The organism is Saccharothrix lopnurensis (genome assembly GCF_042658445.1).
In the GTDB taxonomy this organism is placed as follows: domain Bacteria; phylum Actinomycetota; class Actinomycetes; order Mycobacteriales; family Pseudonocardiaceae; genus Actinosynnema; species Actinosynnema lopnurensis.
The window spans coordinates 1-19,918 of the sequence record NZ_JBHSQO010000039.1; the positions used below are offsets into that span (position 1 = coordinate 1).

The 19,918-nt window shown below is 73.1% G+C and carries 17 protein-coding genes; 13 read left to right on the forward strand and 4 right to left on the reverse strand.

The genetic code is table 11. The features are described from left to right. Positions 1 to 1,103, reverse strand: a 1,103-nt coding sequence (locus tag ACFP3R_RS28100) for an AAA family ATPase (RefSeq protein ID WP_380640055.1), incomplete at its 3' end; no start/stop codon positions are given. A 169-nt stretch (positions 1,104 to 1,272) separates the two neighbouring features. Between ACFP3R_RS28100 and bdeA the strand changes: the two genes are divergently transcribed. The 8 genes from bdeA to ACFP3R_RS28140 all read left to right on the forward strand — a co-directional run bounded on the left by bdeA (position 1,273) and on the right by ACFP3R_RS28140 (position 11,529). Then, positions 1,273 to 2,136, forward strand: coding sequence for a bis(hydroxyethyl) terephthalate hydrolase (gene bdeA / locus ACFP3R_RS28105; protein ID WP_380640057.1), 864 nt, complete (start codon positions 1,273 to 1,275; stop codon positions 2,134 to 2,136). A 553-nt stretch (positions 2,137 to 2,689) separates the two neighbouring features. After that, a complete protein-coding gene (locus tag ACFP3R_RS28110) occupies positions 2,690 to 4,096 on the forward strand; it encodes a family 2B encapsulin nanocompartment shell protein (protein WP_380640059.1) in 1,407 nt (468 codons plus the stop codon). Positions 4,097 to 4,124: 28 nt separating this feature from the next. Then, complete coding sequence (locus ACFP3R_RS28115) at positions 4,125 to 5,534, forward strand: family 2B encapsulin nanocompartment shell protein (RefSeq protein ID WP_380640061.1); 1,410 nt, start codon at positions 4,125 to 4,127, stop codon at positions 5,532 to 5,534. A 93-nt stretch (positions 5,535 to 5,627) separates the two neighbouring features. After that, a complete protein-coding gene (locus ACFP3R_RS28120; RefSeq protein ID WP_380640063.1) occupies positions 5,628 to 6,668 on the forward strand; it encodes a family 2 encapsulin nanocompartment cargo protein polyprenyl transferase in 1,041 nt (346 codons plus the stop codon). Positions 6,669 to 6,870: 202 nt separating this feature from the next. After that, positions 6,871 to 7,797: a 4-hydroxy-3-methylbut-2-enyl diphosphate reductase gene (gene ispH / locus ACFP3R_RS28125; protein WP_380640065.1), complete on the forward strand. Its 927-nt coding sequence runs from the start codon at positions 6,871 to 6,873 to the stop codon at positions 7,795 to 7,797. Next, positions 7,794 to 9,524 (forward strand): 1-deoxy-D-xylulose-5-phosphate synthase, encoded by a 1,731-nt coding sequence (locus ACFP3R_RS28130; protein WP_380640067.1) that lies wholly within the window; start codon positions 7,794 to 7,796, stop codon positions 9,522 to 9,524. Before ispH ends, ACFP3R_RS28130 begins: the two co-directional genes overlap by 4 nt. Beyond that, positions 9,521 to 10,615, forward strand: a complete 1,095-nt coding sequence (ispG, locus tag ACFP3R_RS28135; protein WP_380640069.1) for a flavodoxin-dependent (E)-4-hydroxy-3-methylbut-2-enyl-diphosphate synthase — start codon at positions 9,521 to 9,523, stop codon at positions 10,613 to 10,615. Before ACFP3R_RS28130 ends, ispG begins: the two co-directional genes overlap by 4 nt. Before the next feature lie 569 nt (positions 10,616 to 11,184). Further along, the gene (locus ACFP3R_RS28140; protein ID WP_380640071.1) at positions 11,185 to 11,529 is read left to right on the forward strand and encodes a DUF742 domain-containing protein; all 345 of its coding nucleotides are present in this window, start codon (positions 11,185 to 11,187) and stop codon (positions 11,527 to 11,529) included. A gap of 79 nt (positions 11,530 to 11,608) precedes the next feature. Here the strand turns inward: ACFP3R_RS28140 and ACFP3R_RS28145 are convergent, their stop codons facing one another. From ACFP3R_RS28145 to ACFP3R_RS28155, 3 genes are all read right to left on the reverse strand, one after another. Then, positions 11,609 to 12,487, reverse strand: a complete 879-nt coding sequence (locus ACFP3R_RS28145; RefSeq protein ID WP_465270001.1) for an NAD(P)-dependent oxidoreductase — start codon at positions 12,485 to 12,487, stop codon at positions 11,609 to 11,611. Between the two features lie 505 nt (positions 12,488 to 12,992). Further along, positions 12,993 to 13,721: an anti-sigma factor family protein gene (locus ACFP3R_RS28150; protein WP_380640075.1), complete on the reverse strand. Its 729-nt coding sequence runs from the start codon at positions 13,719 to 13,721 to the stop codon at positions 12,993 to 12,995. 5 nt (positions 13,722 to 13,726) lie between these two features. Beyond that, positions 13,727 to 14,290 carry a sigma-70 family RNA polymerase sigma factor gene (locus tag ACFP3R_RS28155; protein WP_084717009.1) on the reverse strand — a complete coding sequence of 188 codons (564 nt, stop codon included), beginning with the start codon at positions 14,288 to 14,290 and terminating at the stop codon, positions 13,727 to 13,729. Positions 14,291 to 14,495: 205 nt separating this feature from the next. Between ACFP3R_RS28155 and ACFP3R_RS28160 the strand changes: the two genes are divergently transcribed. The 5 genes from ACFP3R_RS28160 (at position 14,496) to ACFP3R_RS28180 (ending at position 19,909) form a co-directional block, all read left to right on the forward strand. Beyond that, entirely contained in the window at positions 14,496 to 15,128 is a 633-nt protein-coding gene (locus tag ACFP3R_RS28160) for a hypothetical protein (protein WP_380640078.1), read from the forward strand. 44 nt (positions 15,129 to 15,172) lie between these two features. Next, positions 15,173 to 15,934 (forward strand): DUF4142 domain-containing protein, encoded by a 762-nt coding sequence (locus ACFP3R_RS28165; RefSeq protein ID WP_380640080.1) that lies wholly within the window; start codon positions 15,173 to 15,175, stop codon positions 15,932 to 15,934. A gap of 166 nt (positions 15,935 to 16,100) precedes the next feature. Continuing rightward, a complete protein-coding gene (locus ACFP3R_RS28170; RefSeq protein ID WP_380640082.1) occupies positions 16,101 to 16,940 on the forward strand; it encodes a ferredoxin in 840 nt (279 codons plus the stop codon). Then, positions 16,937 to 18,415, forward strand: a complete 1,479-nt coding sequence (locus ACFP3R_RS28175) for an NAD(P)/FAD-dependent oxidoreductase (RefSeq protein WP_380640084.1) — start codon at positions 16,937 to 16,939, stop codon at positions 18,413 to 18,415. The genes ACFP3R_RS28170 and ACFP3R_RS28175 overlap by 4 nt, the downstream gene beginning before the upstream one ends. 270 nt (positions 18,416 to 18,685) lie before the next feature. Beyond that, on the forward strand, positions 18,686 to 19,909 hold the full coding sequence (locus ACFP3R_RS28180; RefSeq protein ID WP_380640086.1) for a glycosyltransferase family 2 protein: 1,224 nt from the start codon (positions 18,686 to 18,688) through the stop codon (positions 19,907 to 19,909). Positions 19,910 to 19,918 lie beyond the last annotated feature (9 nt).

Sequence of the window (19,918 nt, forward strand, 5' to 3'; positions counted from 1 at the left end):
TAGTCGTCGGGAGCGCCGGCGGCCTCGGCGGCGTCGGCCAGCCGGTCGGCGAACGCGCCCCGGTCGCTGGGCGCGCGGGCGGCCTCGTGCCAGGTGCGGCGCGGACCGGCGGGCAGGGCCTCGGCCAGGGCCGCGTGCGCGGCGTAGCGCAGGGCCAGCGGGATCTCGGTGCGCAGGGTCGAGCGGACCAGCGGCCCGCCGTCGAGCAGGGCGCGGGCCTGGTCGACGGCTGCCAGGTCGAGGTCGGGCATCCGGGCCAGGGTGTCCGCGTCGACCTCGTCGTCCACGACGAGCAGCGCGATCGCGTAGCGGGCCTGCGGGGACAGGTCGTGGAAGCGCGCGCCGAACCGGGCGCGCAGCGAGCTGTCCTCGGGCAGCGCGTCGGGCGGGGGCGCGGTGCCGCCCAACTGCTCCGAGGTGAGCGCGCGGGTCAGCTCGACCAGGGCGAGCGGGTTGCCCAGGGCGAGGTCGGCGACCGCGTCGGCGAGGCCGGGCGGCAGGCCGGGGCGCAGGTCGCGCAGGACGCGGAGGCTGTCGGCGTGGTCGAGCGGGTCGAGGCGGACCCGGGGCAGGCCGGGGATGTCCTCCTCGGTGGCGATGAGCAGGGCCACCGGTTCGTCGGCGATGTCCCGGGCCAGGCCGGTGAGCCACGCGGCGTCGTCGAGCAGGTGGGCGTCGTCCACGCACAGGAGGACTTCGCGCGGGGTGGACGTGCCGGGTGTCGGCTCGGCCTGGGCCGGACCGCCCGGGTCAGGACCGCCGAGCACCGGATCGCCGAGCGCCGGCCCATCGGGGAGCGGCCTGCCGCGGGTCGGGCCGCCGGGGTTCGGACCACCGGGGTTCGGACCGCCGGGGTTCGGACCGCCGGGCGCCGACGCCGCCGAGCGGCCGGCACGGGCGCCGGACCCCCGGGTACCGGACCCCCGGGCACCGGCCTCGCGAGCGGCGAACACCCGGGCCGCGGACTCGCGGGCCGCCGCCAGCAGCGCGCTCTTGCCCGACCCCGGACCGCCGCGCAGCACCAGCGCGCCACCGCGCCCGGCTCGGGCCCGGGTGAGCAGCGCGTCCACCTCGGCGCGCTGCCGATGACGTCCGCGCAGCATGAGGCCAGTTCTACGGGCCTGGGCCGTTTCGCGGAAGGGGTCGGGCCGAAGTTGTCTACCAGCGTTAGTTTTCGTGGCGGACCGGTGGTTGCACCGATGCGGCGTGGTGACGCGGCGGAGCAAGGTCGTCGCTGTCCGCAGTTCCCTGCCGAGCGAGGTGTACACCGACGTGCAACTCCGCAAACTGATCCCGGCGCTCGTCCCCGCCCTGGTCCTGGCGCTCGTCGCCCCCCAGGCGAACGCCGCCGAGACCGAGTACCGCCGCGGTCCGGCGCCCTCGAACTCCAGCATCGAGGCCGTGCGCGGTCCGTTCTCCACCTCCGAGACCTCCGTGTCCTCGCTCGTCGTGAGCGGCTTCGGCGGCGGCACCATCTACTACCCCACGAGCACCGCCGAGGGCACCTACGGCGCGATCGCCGTCTCCCCCGGCTACACCGGCACGCAGTCGAGCATCTCCTGGCTCGGCCCGCGCCTGGCGTCCCAGGGCTTCGTGGTGTTCACCATCGACACCAACACCACGCTCGACCAGCCCGACAGCCGGGCGAGCCAGCTGCTGGCCGCGCTGGACTACCTGACCCAGCGCAGCACGGTGCGCAGCCGGATCGACACCTCCCGGCTGGGCGTCATGGGCCACTCGATGGGCGGCGGCGGCACCCTGCGCGCGGCCGAGCAGCGGCCGGCCCTCCAGGCCGCGATCCCGCTGACCGGGTGGCACACGGACAAGTCCTGGAGCGGCGTGCGCGTGCCGACCCTCGTCGTCGGCGCCGAGAACGACTCGATCGCGCCGGTGTCGTCGCACTCCGAGCCGTTCTACTCGTCCCTGCCCTCGACGCTGGACAAGGCGTACCTGGAGCTGAACGGCGCGAGCCACTTCGCGCCGAACACGTCCAACACCACCATCGCCAAGTACAGCATCGCCTGGCTCAAGCGGTTCATCGACAACGACACCCGCTACGAGCAGTTCCTCTGCCCGGCGCCGGGCCGCAGCACCCTGATCGAGGAGTACCGGGACACCTGCCCGCACTCCACCTGACCGCACCACACCTCACCACCCGCACCACTCCGCACCACCCCGACACCGCACCACCCCGACACCGGAACCGCGCCACCCGAACTCCCGGGGTGGCGCGGTTTCGGCGTGCGCGCCGGTGGTACCCGCCCCCGCGAGGACCGGTCCGGCCGAGAACGAGCATTTCTCGCTTTTTCCGGTGGCCCACCAGGACGACATGCTCGCAAAAATCGGGTACACGACAACATGAAGCGGCCGCCGCACAAGGCTGACTTTTTGTCCGCACCTCGACAGAATCGCCACGCAAGCGTGACCCAGCCCCTCGTCAACGACACCTTCGCGTGAAAAACGCTGGTACGAACGTGGCAATGATTCCACCTTAGCGTGAATACTCTACTCCACCCCCGTTAGAATCACCCGTTGTTACCCGTGTCGTTCACCAGTTGCACTATCAGTGCGCACGGGCCGTCGAAATGACCCTCAAGGGGGTCGCCGCATCGGCCGCTTCCCGTGACGCATTCGGCCTCACTACCGTCAAGCCGGCCCAATGAACCAAATCCGATTGGCGGTGTGCCGGGTGTCTGTGACCGATTCGGACGTCGAGGTCGAGCGGCATCAGCTCAGCCTGAGCAGGGCTGCGGCGCGGAACCTCGCGACGACCACCAAGTCCGTCCCCCAGATGCAGAACATCACCTCGCGGTGGCTGCTCAAGGTGCTGCCCTGGGTGGAGGCGAAGGGTGGCGCGTTCCGGGTCAACCGCAGGCTCAGCTACGCCATCGGCGACGGCCGGCTGACGTTCACCAACATCGGCGCGGACGTCTCGGTCGTCCCCCAGGAGCTGACCGAGCTGCCGCTGCTGCGCGACTACGACGACGTCGAGGCGCTGACCGCGCTCGCCGCGCGCTTCGAGCAGCGGGAGTACCAGCCCGGTGACGTGATCGTCGAGCGCGGTCGCCCCCAGGACACCGTCCACCTCATCGCGCACGGCAGGGTCGACAAGATCGGGCAGGGCGAGTACGGCGCCCAGACCGCGCTCGGCGTGCTGGCGGACGGCGACTACTTCGGCGACCAGGTCCTGGCCGGGCCGCAGGGCGAGTGGGAGTTCACCGTCAAGGCCGTCACGCCGGTCATCGCGCTGGTCCTGCCGTGGGACGTGTTCGAGCGGCTCAACGGCGAGGCCGGCGGCCTGCGGGCGCACATCCAGCACGCGTTCGCGGGCGTCTCCGGCCGGTCCAACCAGCACGGCGAGGCCGAGATCGAGATCGCCTCGGGCCACGACGGCGAGCCGGACCTGCCCGGCACCTACGTCGACTACGAGCTGGCGCCGCGCGAGCTGGAGCTGAGCGTGGCGCAGACCGTGCTGCGGGTCCACAGCCGAGTCGCCGACCTCTACAACCACCCGATGGACCAGGTCGAGCAGCAGTTGCGGCTCACCATCGAGGCGCTGCGCGAGCGCCAGGAGTACGAGATGGTGAACAACCGCGACTTCGGCCTGCTGCACAGCGCCGACCTCAAGCAGCGCATCCACACCCGCAGCGGCCCGCCGACCCCGGACGACCTGGACGAGCTGCTGTCCACGGTGTGGAAGGAGCCGACCGCGTTCCTGGCCCACCCGAGGGTGATCGCGGCGTTCGGCCGGGAGTGCAACAAGCGCGGCGTCTACCCGGACACGATCGACTTCAACGGCCACCACGTCCCCGCGTGGCGCGGTGTCCCCGTCCTGCCGTGCAACAAGATCGCCGTCAGCGAGGCGCGCACCAGCTCGATCCTGCTGCTGCGCGCCGGGGAGCAGAACCAGGGCGTCATCGGCCTGCACCAGACCGGCCTGCCCGACGAGTACCAGCCGGGGCTGAACGTGCGCTTCATGGGCATCAGCGAGAAGGCGATCATCTCCTACCTCGTCAGCGCCTACTACTCCACCGCGATCCTCGTCCCGGACGCCGTCGGCGTGCTGGAGCACGTCCAGATCGGCCGCGAAGACTAGTTCCCCACGACCAGATCGGACACCTGACGTGACCGTGACCGACCCCGGCCTCACCCCTGAGGAGGCCGAGCACCGCCGGCAGAGCCTCGGCCCCGCGGCCGCGCGGAACCTGGCGAGCACGACCAAGTCCACGCCCCAGATGCAGGGCATCTCGCCCCGCTGGCTGCTGCGCAAGCTGCCGTGGGTGACCACCCAGGCGGGCACCTACCGGGTGAACCGCCGCCTCACCTACGCCGTCGGCGACGGCCGGGTGACCTTCATCAGCACCGGCGCCGACATCCGGGTCATCCCGCAGGAGCTGCGGGAGCTGCCCGTGCTGCGCGACCTCCCCGACGACGACGTGCTGGTCGCGCTGGCGGAGCGGTTCGAGCAGCGCCGGTACGAGCCCGGCGACGTGCTGGCCGAGTTCGGCGGCCGGGCCGACGAGGTCTTCCTCATCGCCCACGGCAAGGTCCAGCAGGTCGGCCGCGGCGAGTACGGCGACCAGACCGTGCTGGACACCATGGCCGACGGCGAGCACTTCGGCTCCGACGCGCTGACCGGCGGCGAGGCGACCTGGGAGCACACCTTCCGGGCGGTCACCCCGGTGATCGCGCTGGTGCTGCGCCAGGAGGCGGTCCAGCGGCTCAACGGCCGGGCCGACGTGCTGCGCGAGCACGTCGAGGCGCTGGTCCGCGCCGGCGGCAAGCCGCAGAACAAGCACGGCGAGGCGGACATCGAGATCGCCTCGGGCCACGAGGGCGAGCCCGACCTGCCCGCGACGTTCGTGGACTACGAACTCGCGCCGCGGGAGTACGAGCTGGAGGTGGCCCAGACCGTGCTGCGCGTGCACACCCGCGTGGCGGACCTCTACAACCACCCGATGAACCAGACCGAGCAGCAGTTGCGGTTGACCATCGAGGCGCTGCGCGAGCGCCAGGAGTACGAGATGATCAACAACCGGCGCATCGGCCTGCTCCACAACGCCGAGCTCAAGCAGCGCATCCACACCCGCACCGGGCCGCCGACCCCCGACGACCTGGACGAACTGCTCTCCCGCCGGCGCAAGACCGCGTTCATGCTGGCCCACCCCCGCGCCATCGCGGCGTTCGGGCGCGAGGTCAGCAAGCGGGGCCTCTACCCCGGCACGACCAACGTCGACGGCACGCAGGTGCTCACCTGGCGGGGCGTCCCGCTGTTCCCGTCGAACAAGATCCCGATCAGCGACCGCGGCGCCAGCTCCATCATCGCGATGCGCGTGGGCGAGCAGGACAGCGGCGTGGTCGGCCTGCACCAGCCGGGGCTGCCCGACGAGGTGCAGCCGGGGATCAACGCCCGGTTCATGGGCATCAGCGAGAAGGCGATCGTGTCGTACCTGGTCAGCGCATACTACTCGGTGGCCGTGCTGGTCCCGGACGCGCTGGGCGTGTTGGAGAACGTGGAGATCGGTCGGTCGTAGTCCCGCCGGTTCGACGGGAGCCGGGCCCGCCGCGCCCGGCTGCCGTACCCCCGCCCGCACCGCGGGCGCATCCCCCGAACAGGAGCTGTGGCGATGACCGACCTGGACGTGAGCCCCGCGCACCGGTCCGCGCGCGAGGTGCTGAGCTGGAGCCGTGCCGGGGTCGACCCGGCGTTGCGGGCCGCGGTGGACCGGCTGCCCGAGTCGATGCGGGGGATCGCGGGCTACCACTTCGGGTGGTGGGACGAGCACGGCAGGCCCGCCGGCGCGGACGCGGGCAAGGCCATCCGGCCGGCGCTGGCGCTGCTGGGCGCGCGGGCCGTCGGGGGCTCGGTGGAGCAGGCGCTGCCCGCGGCGGTGGCGGTGGAGCTGGTGCACAACTTCTCGCTGCTGCACGACGACGTGATGGACGGCGACACCACCCGGCGGCACCGGCCCACGGCGTGGAGCGTGTTCGGCGTCAACCCGGCCGTGCTGGCGGGGGACTCGCTGCTCACCCTCTCCCTGGACGTGCTCGCGGGCAGCGGGAACCCGGGCGCGCAGCAGGGCATCCGGGTGCTGTCGACCGCGGTGCAGCAGCTGCTCGACGGGCAGAGCGCGGACCTGGCGTTCGAGGAGCGCGGTGACGTGCGGCTGGCCGAGTGCGTGCGCATGGCCGAGTGCAAGACCGGGTCGCTGCTCGGCGCGGCCTGCGCGCTGGGCGCGCTGTTCGGCGGCGGGCGACCGGACCAGGTGGAGCACCTGCGGTCGTTCGGCGAGCGGATGGGGCTGGCGTTCCAGTTCGTGGACGACCTGCTCGGCATCTGGGGCGACCCCGAGGTGACCGGCAAGCCGGTGTTCTCCGACCTCCAGAACCGCAAGAAGTCGCTGCCGGTGGTGGCGGCGCTGACCTCGGACACGGCCGCCGCGCGGGAGCTGGACGAGCTCTACCACGCGGACCGGCAGCTGACCGGGGCCGACCTGGCGCGCGCGGCCGACCTGATCGAGGTGTCCGGCGCGCGGGCGTGGAGCCAGGGCCGGGCCGACGACCTGCTGGCGCGGGCCCGGGTCCACCTGCGGGCGGCCGAGCCGGTGGAGTCGGCGGCGCGGGAGCTGGACGCCGTGGCGCGCCTGGCCACGCGCCGCGACCGCTGACCCGCTGAACGCCGGGCCCCGTCCCCCGGAGCCCGGACCCCGTCCCCACCGCACCACCCCGCACCCGCACTGCCTCGCCTCGCACCACCCCGCACCGTCCCCACCGCACCGCACCGCCTCGCACCCGCACTGCCTCGCCCCGCACCGTCCCCACCGCACCGCCCCCGCCCCACTCGCGTTCCCTCGCCGAGGAGCCGTGCCCATGGTCCTTCCCGTTGTGCTGCTCGCGTCGCCCCGGTCGTTCTGCGCCGGGGTGGAACGGGCCATCGACATCGTCGACCGGCTGCTCGACCAGCGCGGCGGGCCGATCCACGTGCGCAAGCAGATCGTGCACAACACCCACGTGGTGGCCGACCTGGAGGCGCGTGGCGCGGTCTTCGTCGACGAGCTGGACGAGGTGCCAGACGGCGCGACCGTGGTGTTCTCGGCCCACGGCGTGTCCCCCGCGGTGCGCGAGGAGGCCGCCGGCCGGGGCCTGGAGGTCGTCGACGCGACCTGCCCGCTGGTCACCAAGGTGCACGCGGAGGCCAGGCGGTTCGTCGGTCGCGGCGACACCGTGGTGCTGATCGGGCACGAGGGCCACGAGGAGGTCGAGGGCACGCTCGGCGAGGCGCCCGAGCGGATCGTGCTGGTGGGGAGCGTCGCGGACGTCGAGGCCCTGGACGTGCCCGACCCGGGGCGGGTGTCCTACCTGACCCAGACCACGCTGGCGGTGGACGAGACGGCCGAGGTGCTGGCCGCGCTGCGGGCGAGGTTCCCCGCGCTCAAGGGACCCCCGTCGGCCGACATCTGCTACGCCACCACCAACCGGCAGGAAGCCGTGCGCGAGGTGGCCCACGAGGCCGACCTGGTGCTGGTCGTCGGGTCGGCGAACTCGTCCAACTCGGTGCGGCTGGTGGAGCTGGCCCGCCGGATGGGCACGCCCGCGCACCTCGTCGACGACGCCGCGGACATCCGGCTGGAGTGGCTGGAGGGCGTGCGGGTGGTCGGGCTGAGCGCCGGGGCGTCCGCGCCGCCGCGGCTCGTGGACGAGGTGATCGAGGCGCTGGGCGCGTGGGACGTACAGGTGCGCGAGACCGCCCGCGAGACCATCCAGTTCACGCTGCCGGCCGCGGTGAGGCCGCGGTGACGCTCCTGGAGGCCATCGCCGGGCCCGGTGACGTGCGGGCCTTAGCCCCCTCGCAACTGCCCGAGCTGGCGGCGGAGATCCGCCGGTTCCTGGTCGACCGGGTGGGCCGGTCAGGCGGCCATCTGGGGCCGAACCTGGGCGCGGTGGAGTTGACCATCGCGGTGCACCGGGTGTTCGACTCGCCGCACGACGTGCTGCTGTTCGACACCGGGCACCAGACCTACGTGCACAAGGTCCTCACCGGCCGCGCCGACGCCTTCGACGCGCTGCGCCGCGCCGGCGGGCTGTCCGGCTACCCGTCCGCCGCCGAGTCGCCGCACGACGTCATCGAGAACTCGCACGCCTCCACCGCCCTCTCCTACGCCGACGGGCTGGCCAGGGGGCTGCGGCTGCGCGGCTCGGACCGGCGCGTGGTGGCGGTCGTCGGCGACGGCGCGCTGACCGGCGGCATGGCGTGGGAGGCGCTGAACAACCTCGCGGGCGCCCGGCACCCGGTGGTGGTCGTGCTCAACGACAACGGCCGCTCGTACGCGCCGACCGCGGGCGGCCTGGCCGGGCACCTGGCGGAGCTGCGCGCCGGCCGCGGGCCCGCGCTGTTCGAGGCCCTGGGCCTGCCCTACCTCGGCCCGGTGGACGGGCACGACGCGGTCGCGGTGGAGCGGGCGCTGGTCGAGGCCGTCGCGCTGGGGCGGCCGGTGGTGGTGCACTGCGTGACGCGCAAGGGCGAGGGTCACCCGCCCGCCGAGCGGGACCTGGTCGACCACCAGCACGCGGTGTCGCCGAGCGGGTCGGGCGGCGGGGTCACGTGGACCGACGTGTTCGGCGAGGAGATCGCCCGCATCGGCGAGCAGCGGGACGACGTGGTGTGCGTGACCGCCGCCATGCGCGGCCCGACCGGGCTGGACGGGTTCGCCCGCCGGTTCCCGGAGCGCACCTTCGACGTGGGCATCGCGGAGCAGCACGCGGTCACCTCGGCGGCGGGCCTGGCCCTGGCCGGGATGCACCCGGTGGTCGCGGTCTACGCCACGTTCCTGTCCCGCGCGTTCGACCAGGTGCTGCTGGACGTGGCGCTGCACCGGCTGCCCGTGACGTTCGTGCTCGACCGCGCCGGGGTCACCGGACCGGACGGGCCCAGCCACCACGGCATGTGGGACGCCTCGGTGCTGCCGGTCGTGCCCGGCCTGCGGCTGGCCGCGCCGCGCGACCCGGCCCGGCTGCGGGAGACGCTGCGCGAGGCCGTCGCCGTGGAGGACGGCCCGACCGCCGTCCGCTACCCGAAGGCCGGGGCGTCGGCCGACATCCCGGCGCTGCGCCGGGAGGGCCGCTGCGACGTGCTGCGCCAGGAGCCCGGCGCGGAGTGCCTGATCGTCGCGGTCGGTCCGATGGCCGGGCCGTGCCTGGCCGCGGCCGAGGAGCTGGCCCGGCAGGGCGTGCCGGTCACCGTGGTCGACCCCCGCTGGACCGCGCCGCTGGACCCGGACCTGGTCCGGCTGGCCGCCGGGCACCGGCTCGTGCTGGCGGTGGAGGACACCACCACCCCCGGCGCCCTCGGCGGCCGGCTGGCGCAGGCGTTGGCCCTGGTGGGCGCGCCGACGCGGGTCGGCACCTACGCGTTGCCCGCGGGCTTCCTCCCGCACGGCACGCGCGAGGAGATCCTGCGCGCGCACGGCCTCGACGCGGCTGGCATCGCCACCACCGTCCTCAAACGACTCGGGGAGCACAGTTGACCGCCCTTCAGCTCGCCCCGCCCGCACGGCGGCGCAGGACGTCCCGCAGGCTCGACGTCGGCGGGGTGCCCGTCGGCGGCGACGCGCCGGTGAGCGTGCAGTCGATGACGACCACGCCGACCGCGGACGTGGAGGCCACGCTGCGGCAGATCGCGGAGCTGACCGCCGCCGGGTGCGAGATCGTCCGCGTCGCCGTGCCGTCGCAGGACGACGCGGACGCGCTGCCCGCCATCGCCCGCAAGTCGCCCATCCCGGTGGTCGCCGACATCCACTTCCAACCCCGCTACGTCTTCGCCGCGATCGACGCCGGGTGCGCGGCGGTGCGGGTCAACCCCGGCAACATCCGCAGGTTCGACGACCGGGTCGGGGAGATCGCGCGCGCCGCGGCCGGCGCGGGCGTGCCCATCCGCATCGGCGTGAACGCCGGCTCGCTGGACCAGCGGCTCTACGACAAGCACGGCGGGGCGACGCCCGAGGCGCTGGTGGAGTCGGCGCTGTGGGAGTGCTCCCTGTTCGAGGAGCACGGCTTCACCGACCTCAAGATCTCGGTCAAGCACCACGACCCGCTGGTCGTGATCTCCGCCTACCGGCAGCTGGCCCGCGCCTGCGACTACCCGCTGCACCTGGGCGTCACCGAGGCCGGGCCGCTGGTGCAGGGCACGGTCAAGTCCTCGGTGGCCTTCGGCGTGCTGCTGTCGGAGGGCATCGGCGACACCATCCGGGTCTCGCTGTCGGCGCCGCCGGTCGAGGAGGTCAAGGCGGGCGCGCAGATCCTGGCGTCGCTCGGGCTGCGGCCGCGCAAGCTGGAGATCGTGTCCTGCCCCTCCTGCGGGCGGGCCCAGGTCGACGTGTACCGGCTGGCCGAGCAGGTGACCGCCGCGTTCGAGGGCTTTCCGGAACCGCTGCGGGTCGCGGTGATGGGGTGCGTGGTCAACGGGCCCGGCGAGGCCAGGGAGGCGGACCTCGGCGTGTCGTCGGGCAACGGGAAGGGGCAGATCTTCGTGCGCGGGCGGGTGGTGCGGACCGTGCCCGAGTCCGGCATCGTCGAGGCCCTGCTGGAGGAGGCGCTCAAGCTGGGGGACGAGGGGTAGTGGTTCGGCGCCGGCCCGGCACACCCCCGGTCCGGCCCCGCCTTCCGGCCCCGCCTTCCGGCCGCACCCTCTGGCCGCACCCTTCGGCCCCGCCCTCCAGTCCAGCCCTCCGATCCAGCCCTCCGGCCCCACCCTCCAGTCCGGCCCTCCGATCCGGCCCTCTGATCCGGCCTTTCGGGACGGGTCGCCGGAGGACAGTCGGTGGACGAACCTCAAACCTTCGTCAACAACCGTTGTGGGAGCGCTCCACCGGTGCCTAGCGTCGGGCCCGTGATCGCGAACCCAACCCCCATCGGTTAGTCCTGGTTGTCCCCAACGGCGCCCGGGACCCCTCGTCCCGGGCGAACCAGGGGGAAACACAGGGCGACCGTTCGATGATGGGATGGCTTCCGAGGGGTTCAGACACCCCGCGAGAACGGTCGAACACACACCGTCGCAGCCCTGTCGAATTCTTCCCACATCCTGGGAAGTTAGAGACAGAATGCCTGATCAACCGTAGGGTCGGGTGCCGTCAGCGCCCCTGACCGCAGACGAGTGAAGATCGCTTCCGACCGCTTCGAGGAGCTGGTGTGTCTACCCTCCGGGTACGCCCGTACACCAGAACCGGCGGCCGCACGCATTCCGCGCGGACACTGGCCATCGAGACGATCGTGTCCACGAACGAGCGGATCGACCGGGACGCCCTGACCTCGACCGCCGAGCACCGCGCGATCAGCGACCTGTGCCGCAACCCGCACTCGGTGGCGGAGGTCGCGGCGCGGCTGCGGCTGCCGCTCGGCGTGGCGCGGGTGCTGCTCGCGGACATGTCCGAGCTGAGCCTGATCACCGTGCACCAGGGCGAACCGATCGACGCCGAGGGCAGGCCGTCGATGGACCTCATGGAGCGGGTCCTGGCCGGCCTGCGCGGCATCTGACCCCGCCCCCGCACCGTAGGCGCCCCGCCCCCGCACCGTAGGCGCCCCGCCCCCGCATCGTAGGCGCCCCGCCCCCGCGCTACACCGCGTCCGACCGCTCCCGGACCGCCCGCACCACGGCGGCCATGTCCTCCTTGCCGTACCCCAGCTCCTCGGTGCGGGTGAACAGCTCCAGGCACACGTCCAGCAGCGGCGAGGCGATGGCGGCGGCCCGAGCCGCGTCGGCGATCAGGCGGTTGTTCATCAGCACGTCGGCGATCGCCGCCTGCGCCCCGAAGTCACCGGCCAGCAGCTTGCCGGTCTTGGCCCGGGACACCTTGCTCGACATCGGCCCCGAGTCCAGCACCTCGACCAGCTTGCCGAGGTCCAACTCGTGCCGCTCGGCGAAGTGGAACGACTCGACCAGGCCGGTGGTCATGGTGATCAGGAACAGGTTCACCGCCAGCTTCATCAGCAGCGCCTTCGGCGCCTCGCCGCACTCGACCACGTTCGAGCACATCGGCCCGACGACCTCGCGCACCCGTGCGACGGCCTCGGGCTCACCGGCCAGCACGGCGACCAGCTCGCCCGCCTCGGCCGGACCGCGTGAGCCGGACACCGGCGCCTCGACGTAGTGGCCGCCCGCCGCCCGCACGTCGGCTTCGAGGCCGTGGGAGAAGCCGGGCGACGTGGTGCCCATGTGCACGAGCGTGCGACCGGCCACCTTGCCGGCGAAGCCAGGGCCGCCGCGCTCCAGCACGGCGTCGATCGCGGTCTCGTTCGCCAGCATCACGATGACCAGCTCGGCCCGCCGGAACACCTCCCCCACCTCGTCCACGACCAGCGCGCCGGCCTCGCGCAGCGGCTCGCACCGGTGCGGCGACCGGTTCCACACCACCAGCGGCCGCCCGGCACGCGCCAGGTTGAGGGCCATCGGCTGACCCATGATCCCGAGCCCGACGAAACCGACCTCCACCACGACCTCCCGGTCCACCCCGGCGACGCCCGAGCGCCGCTCCCACCCATCCCACTCCCCCACATCCCCGCCGTCTTGAACGCTGGTGCGCCACAACCGCCGACCTCAACCCTCCCCACCACACGCCTCACGCGCGAGTCGTACGTTCAGACCCCGCGAGTCGTACGTTCAGGACCCCCGAGTTCAGCGTTCAGGGTCCCCCGGTCGGGTCAGGAGGTGGCGGGGGGCGGACCGGGGTTGCGTCGGACTTGGTGTCGCGTTCGCTTGTCGTTGACTGCCAACGGGTTCACGTACCGGGCGGGCACTAAAAGTCACCGTACTGGTGCGTCACGAACGTTGAACTCGGGGGTCGCGAACGTACGACACGGTGGTCCTGAACGTACGACTCGCGCGCGTGTCGAACACTCGCGCCGCGCGAGTCGTACGTTCAGGTCCCGCGAGTCGTACGTTCAGGTCGGGCTGGTCGTACGTTCGGGGAGCCTGGGTTCTGGGTTGGCTGGTGGGGTTGCTAGGTGGTGGGTAGGCGGACGAGGGTGGTGCCGGTCTTGGTGTCGCGGATCGCGAACTCCGCGATCTCGTGCCAGCGCAGGCCCACCGCCGCCTGGAGGTGGGCCGGGTCTCGGTCGGGGGTCGGGGACGAGGCCAGCCAGGAGCCCAGGACCATCGTCTCGCCGGTCTTGGACCTGGCGATCAGCTCGCACCTGGTCGGGCCCTGGGCGCCCTTGACCTCCAGCTCCAGGGACATGCCCCAGCGCTGCGGGGTCGCGACGAGGTCGGCGGACACGCCGGTCGTCGTGTCGGTCCTGGTGAGCCTGCCGGAGGCGTCCGGCGCGTCCTTGGCCACGTTGGTCTGCGCCGGGACCGACGTGGTGGACCCGGCGACCTGGTCGGTCGGCGCGGCGACGTAGACCGACACGACCGCGGTCAGCACGACCAGCAGCACGGCGGCGGCGCCCGCCGCCAGCACCGCGTTCCGGCGCTTGCGCGCGCGGAGGTCCGAGACGTTGTCCAGCATGGCGCGCACCGAGCGGCCGTCGGGCCGCTCCCCCGTTCCGGCGCGCAGCAGGCCGTTGGCGTTCGCCTCGTCGAGCAGGTCGGGCAGCTGGGCGAAATCACGCAGGTCGAGCGCGCACCGCCGGCACTGGGCCAGGTGGTTCTCGAAGGCGTCGACCTCGTCCTCGTCCAACACCCCGAGGACGTACGCCGCCACGTCGATGTGCTCCGTAGGCGATGTCACGCGCGTCAGCCCCGATCCTGCAACGCCCGCCGCAAGGCGCGGAGCGCGTAGTACACCCTGGATTTCACCGTGCCCGGCGGCACCCCGAGCACCGCTGCGGCCTCTCCGACGGTCCGGTCCCTCAAGTACGTTTCGAGAATAGCCTCCCGGTGCTCCTCGGTCAGTCCGTTCATCGCTTCGGCCACAACTATCGCCGCCAGGGTGCGGTCGGCCTCGTCCCGCACCGGGGCTTCGTCCGACGGCGTCAACTCCGACTCCTGCGGTCTGACGCTCCGCTTCCGACGGTCGTCGATGACCAGTCGCCGGGCGACGGTGAACAGCCAGGAGCGCAGCAGGACGGGGTCCCGCTCCAGCTTCTCGGCGTTCCGCCACGCCCGCACGAGCGTCTCCTGGACGATGTCCTCTGCCCACTGCCGGTCGCTGCCGGTCAGTCTCATGGCATGTCCGAGCAGCGCGCTGCCGAACTCCTGGTAGAGCCTGCGGATCAGCTCGTCTTCCGGGCTCACGTCCGGCCAGGTGCGTTCTCTTTGGGGGGAAGTGCTGCGTCTGTGCCGCGCCACGCCGTGCATCCAAGCGCGCCGAGTGCTTCCGCGTCGAGGGTTTGGCCGCAAAAAAAGTGGTTGATTTGTTCGTGAACCGTCACCGCATCGTGTCCGTACTTCCCGGTATCCGCTTCAACGGCCAGGACCCGACCACCCGGTCCTTGCGCCTTGTGGCGGATCCCGCCAGCAGGAGAAAGGACCAATGATGCCCAGTCGACGTACCCGAAAGGCGTTGCCGCTGGTTCCGGCAGCCGCGGCGTTGCTGCTGGTCAGCGCCTGTGGCGCGACCGGCACCGGTACCGCGGGCGGCCAGGGTGGGGCGGCCGGCGCCAACTCCGGCACGACGACTCTCCAGCAGAACCCGGAATTCGGCAAGGAGCCCCACCAGCTGCTGCTGGCGACCGAGTCCAAGCAGGTCGGGTGGTTCGTGGCGGACGCGGGCGGGTTCGCCCTCTACCGCTTCGACAAGGACACCGCGAAACCGTCGAAGTCCACTTGCGACGCGGCGTGCCTGGAGCAGTGGCCGCCGGTGCTGGTCGGGGAGCACACCATGACCTCCGGGGTGGACCCGACGCTGGTCGGTTCGGTGGCCCGGACCGACGGCCGGCGGCAGGTCACGCTCGCCGGGTGGCCCCTCTACCGGTACGCGGGCGACAAGAAGGCCGGCGACCTGACCGGCCAGGGCCGGAACGGCACCTGGTTCGCGGTGACGCCGGAGGGCAAGAAGGCGCAGGCGAACGACGGCGCCACGGCCGGCGACGCGGAGGCAGACGCGGACGCGGGCTCCGGCTCCGGCACGGGGGCCGGTGAGGCCGACGCCGAGCCGGACGCCGACGCCGATACGGGCACGGGCGACGGCTACTGAAGACCACCACGACCACCACCACGGTGACCAGGACGAGAAGACCCATGTCAGCCAAGCGTTTCGCGGCGTTCGCGCTGGCCCTGCACCTGCTGCTCCTGTCCGGTTCGACCGGTGTCGCGCACGCGGACGACCCGGCCGACGCGGGCCCGGTCCAGCAGACCCCGCTCGGCCCGATCACCGCGCTGGACGAGGAGCTGCTGGTCAAGGTGCGGCTGGCGGGCCTGTGGGAGATGCCCATGGGCGAGGAGGCGCAGACCCGCGCCGCCAGCCAGCGGGTCAAGGACGTCGGGCAGCAGCTGGCGAGCGACCACGAGTTCCTCGACGAGCGGGTGGTGCGGCTGGCGTCCCAGATGGGGGTGGAGCTGCCCGCCGAGGCCAACGCCGACCAGCAGTCGTGGATGGCGGAGATGCGCTCGCGCACCGGCGCCGCGTTCGACGACTCGTTCGCCAACCGGCTGCGCGCCGCCCACGGCTCGATCTTCCCGGTCATCGGCACGGTCCGGGCGAACACCCGCAACGAGGCCATCCGGCAGTTCGCCCAGATCTGCAACCAGATCGTGCTCAAGCACATGACGCTGCTGGAGAGCACGAACATGGTCACCGACTCGGGCCTGTCCAAGCCGGTGGCCGCGGGCGCGGTGAACCAGGTGAACCAGGCGGCGTCCGCCGCGGACCCGGTGCGCGCCGCGCAGGTGGTCCCCACGAACAACCCCAGTCCCCTCGTCGTGCTCCTCATCTGCCTGGCAGGCGTGGTGGTGACGATCGGCGTCCTGCGCCTGCTGCGGCCCCGCGGCGACGTCAGGTGAAAGGAGGTGGTGGCCGGACGGACCGACACCACGGCTCGAACCGTTCCGGAGACCTACCGAACCCCTCGACCCGCCCGGCCGCCGTGACCACTCCTGCACGGCGGGCCGGGCGGGTCGCAGCCCCACCGCCTGAGAGTCCTCCCCCGCCATCTCGGAGGTAAGTCCCGTGCTCTCCCAGGTTCCGCTGCTGGTCGCCCAGGCGACCGGCGGCGACCACGACGCCGGTGTGCGCCACGTCGCCCAGATCTCGGCGCGCCTGGCCTACGTGTTCATGTGCGCCACCCTGTGCTGGGGCGTGCTGATCGCGACCGGCTGGGCCAACAAGATCACCGGTAGGCAGGGCCTGCGCAACAGCCACATGGTGCTGGCGACGCTGGCCCTGGCCTTCGCCTCGCTCCACGCGTTCGCGTTCACCCTGCTGCGGCTCGGCGCGTTCTCGTACCTCCGGCTCGTGGTGCCCTTCGCCGACGGCGGTCCGCTTCGGCACGCCCTGGGCATCGCGGCGCTGGAGCTGATGCTGGCCATCGCGTTCACCGCGGGCCTGCGCAAGAAGATCTACTACCGGAAGTGGCTGCGCGGGCACCAGCTGGCCTACGCCGCGGTCGCGCTCGGGGTGGTCCACTCCTGGTTCGGCGCGATCGCCAACGGCACGTTCTCCGTGCTGTGGCTGGCCGGCCTCACCGTCCTCGTCCCGACCGCGACCATCGCCATCGCCCGCTTCCTGCCGCCGGACGTGCTGGTGAAGCTGGGGATGCTGGAGCCGGAGCCCGGGTTCGAGCCCGAGCCCGACGGCGCGGGCGGCAGCGCGCTCGACATCAGCGTGGACAACGAGCGCTGCCACCGCTACGGCATCTGCCAGGCCGAGGCGCCGGGGCTGTTCCAGCTGGTCGACGACGAGCGCCTGCGCTACGAGCGCAGGCCGCCGCCCGAGCAGTTCGCCAAGGCGCGGGCCGCCGCGCGCGCGTGCCCGATGCGCGCGATCGAGCTGCGGGAGCGTGTGCGGTGAAGAACGAGGAACGGGTGGTCATCGCGGGCGGCGGGCTGGCCGGCCTGCGCGCGGGCGAGCGGTTGCGGGAGCTGGGCTTCCGCGGCGAGATCGTGATCGTGAGCGCGGAGCGGCACCTGCCCTACCACCGGCCCGCGCTGTCCAAGGAGGCCATCAACGGCGAGCTGACGGCGTCGGACCTGCGGCTGACCATCAGCCGCGAGCTGAACGCGATCTGGCGGCTGGGCACGTCCGCGACCCACCTGGAGCCCGACCGGCACGTGGTCGGGCTGCCCGGCGGCGAGGAGCTGAAGTACGACGGTCTGGTCATCGCGACCGGGGTCGAGCCGCGGCACCTCGCGGGCGCGCCGCGGCAGGACCCGCGCATCCACGTGCTGCGCACCGTGGACGACGCCGTCGCGATCAAGCGGGCGATCAACTCCACGCAGGGGCTGGTCGTGGTGATCGGCGGCGGCCTGATCGGGTGCGAGATGGCCGCGTCGGTGAAGGCGATGGGCCGTGACGTCGCCATCGTGAGCAGGTCGTCCACGCTGCTGGGCAGCGCGGTCGGCAAGAACATCGCCGAGACGGTCACCGAAGCGCACCGGGTGCGGGGCGTGCGGATGGCGATGGGCGTGAAGATCCGGCACTGGGTGCGCCAGGCGGGCGGGGTGGCGATCCACCTGTCCGACGGGCAGGTGTTCTTCGCCGCGGTCGTGGTGATCGCGGTGGGCGCCTCCCCGTCGATCCACTGGTTGCGCGGGTCGGGTCTGGTGCTGGAGGACGGGGTGCTGTGCGACCCCACGTGCCACGTGGTCGGCGCGACCGACGTCGTGGCCGCGGGTGACGTCGCGCGGTGGCCCAACCTCCGGTTCGGTGGACAACCGCGTCGGGTCGAGCACTGGCTCAACGCGGTGGAGATGGGGCGGGCGGCCGCGGAGAACCTGTTGGCGGGCAGGGAGAACTCGCGGCCGTTCACCCCTGTCCCCCGGTTCTGGACCGAGCAGTACGGGATGCGGATACAGGGGTCGGGCATCCCCGCGCTCGGCAAGGACACCACGACGCTGGCCGGGTCCCAGAAGGACCACCGGACCATCACCGGCTTCGTCCAGGACGGCCGCCTGGTGGGGATGGTCGGCCTGGACGCGCCCACCGCGATGATCAAGCTGTCCACGGAGCTGTGGCGGCAGAACCGGGTGGCCGAGGGCGGGTCGCCGCGCGGCGGTCCGCAGCACCTGGCCCCGCCCGAGCGCCTGGCGGACCGCGGCCGCGAGCCGGAGCGGGCCGCACCGGCGGCGTGGGGCCGACCCCACGAGCCGGGCCGGTCCCACGAGTCGATCCAGCCCTACGAGCCGGCGCGGTTCGACGCGCAGGTCCCCCGGCAGCAGCAGGAGTCGCAGCCGCTGCCGGTCCCCGCGCACGCGCCCGTGGTGCGCACGCGCGGGCACGGCGGCAGGCCGCTGGCCCGCACCGGACCGCGAGCCCGACCCCGCTGAGGGAGCGGGAAGCAGACGACCGGGCCGGACGCCAGCGGGCCGGGGACGACTTGCGCCAGGGACGACTTGGGCCGGGAGGGATCTGGGCCAGGGGCCCGGACCGGTCGACCAGGGCCCGGCCGAATCCCACCCCCGGTTCCCCGGGGTGACACCCGAAGAGGGGGTTTCGCACGCCGACGGCCGGTTCGGACCGGATCGCACCCCGGTGTCCGGACATCTGTTACCTCGATGCCGTGTCGCCGTAACGCCGGCCACCAAGCATTCCCTCCCATGGCGAACCGGAGTGGAGTCACCGTCGTCGGGATCCCGGCCCGCGACGAGGCGCGCACGGTCGGCGCGGTGGCCACGGCCGCCGACGCCGGCCTGCACCTCGCTTTTCCCGGGGGCGCGAACGTGGTGGTGCTGGCCGAGAACGGCAGCACCGACGACACGGTCCGGCGCTTCACCGAGACACCGCTGCGCAGCCGCAAGGTGGTGGCGCGCTCCGGCGGCGAGGGCACCGGCAAGGGCACGAACGTGTTCGCGATCGTGGAGCGGGCGCTCGACCTCGGCGCGGACCGGCTGCTCCTGCTCGACGCGGACGTGCGGTCCACCGAACCCCGGTGGATCTCGGCCCTGGCCGACGCGGTGGACCACGACGAGCCGACGCTCGCCGTGCCCTCCTACCGGCGCAACCGGTTCGAGGCCAACACGACCAACCACCTGGCCAGCCCGCTGCTGGCGGCCGTGTTCGGGGTGCACGTGCAGCAGCCCATCGGTGGCGAGTTCGCGTTCAACCGGGCGTTCCTGGAACGGGCGCGCGCCTGGCCCCGGCCGGACAGCGCGTACCTGTACGGCATCGATGTGTGGCTGACCGCGAACGCGCTGCGCGAGCACCTGCGCGTGGTGGAGGTGCCGCTGGGCCGCAAGCTGCACAACTCGCCGTTCCCGAAGATCCTGCGGTTGCCGCAGCAGGTGCTGGACTCGCTGTTCCACGTCGTGCTGCGGACCGACGCGGTGCGCTCCCCCGGTCCGGCCGCCCCGGCGGCGCGGGCCGCGGTGGACGGCGCGTCGGCGCCGCAGGACCCGGCGGTGGTGTCGCGGGTGGCGGAGTGCGTGGCGCGGTACCTGGAGGCGCACCGGGGCGACGTGCGGCGGCTGTTCCCGTCGGCCGCCGCGGCGGCTCCCGCGCCGTGGGGACTGCGGATGACCGGGGAGCACTGGCCGCACGTGCTGGCCGACGCGCTGGCGGCGGTGGCGGGCGGTCGGTTCGAGGCGGCCCGGGACCACCTGGTGGCGCTGTACGTGAACCGGGTGCTGACCTTCTGGGAGGAGATCGACGGGCTGGGTGACGACGAGATCGACGGGCTGCTGGACCGGCAGGCGGCGGGGACCGTGCGCGCGGTGCGGGACCGGGGGATCGCGCTGGGCGGGCGGACCGGGCCGGGCAGGTTCGACGTGCGCCACTGGGCGGGGTACAACGACGTCTCGCCGGCCTGGAGCGTGCCCGCGTGACGCCCGCCG

Excerpts from the sequence above, each read along its gene's own strand:
- ACFP3R_RS28180 (WP_380640086.1), top strand. The coding sequence starts at position 18,686 with ATGGCGAACCGGAGTGGAGTCACCGTCGTCGGGATCCCGGCCCGCGAC.
- ACFP3R_RS28155 (WP_084717009.1), bottom strand. The coding sequence starts at position 14,290 with ATGCACGGCGTGGCGCGGCACAGACGCAGCACTTCCCCCCAAAGAGAA.
- ispH (WP_380640065.1), top strand. The coding sequence starts at position 6,871 with ATGGTCCTTCCCGTTGTGCTGCTCGCGTCGCCCCGGTCGTTCTGCGCC.
- ACFP3R_RS28120 (WP_380640063.1), top strand. The coding sequence starts at position 5,628 with ATGACCGACCTGGACGTGAGCCCCGCGCACCGGTCCGCGCGCGAGGTG.
- ACFP3R_RS28165 (WP_380640080.1), top strand. The coding sequence starts at position 15,173 with ATGTCAGCCAAGCGTTTCGCGGCGTTCGCGCTGGCCCTGCACCTGCTG.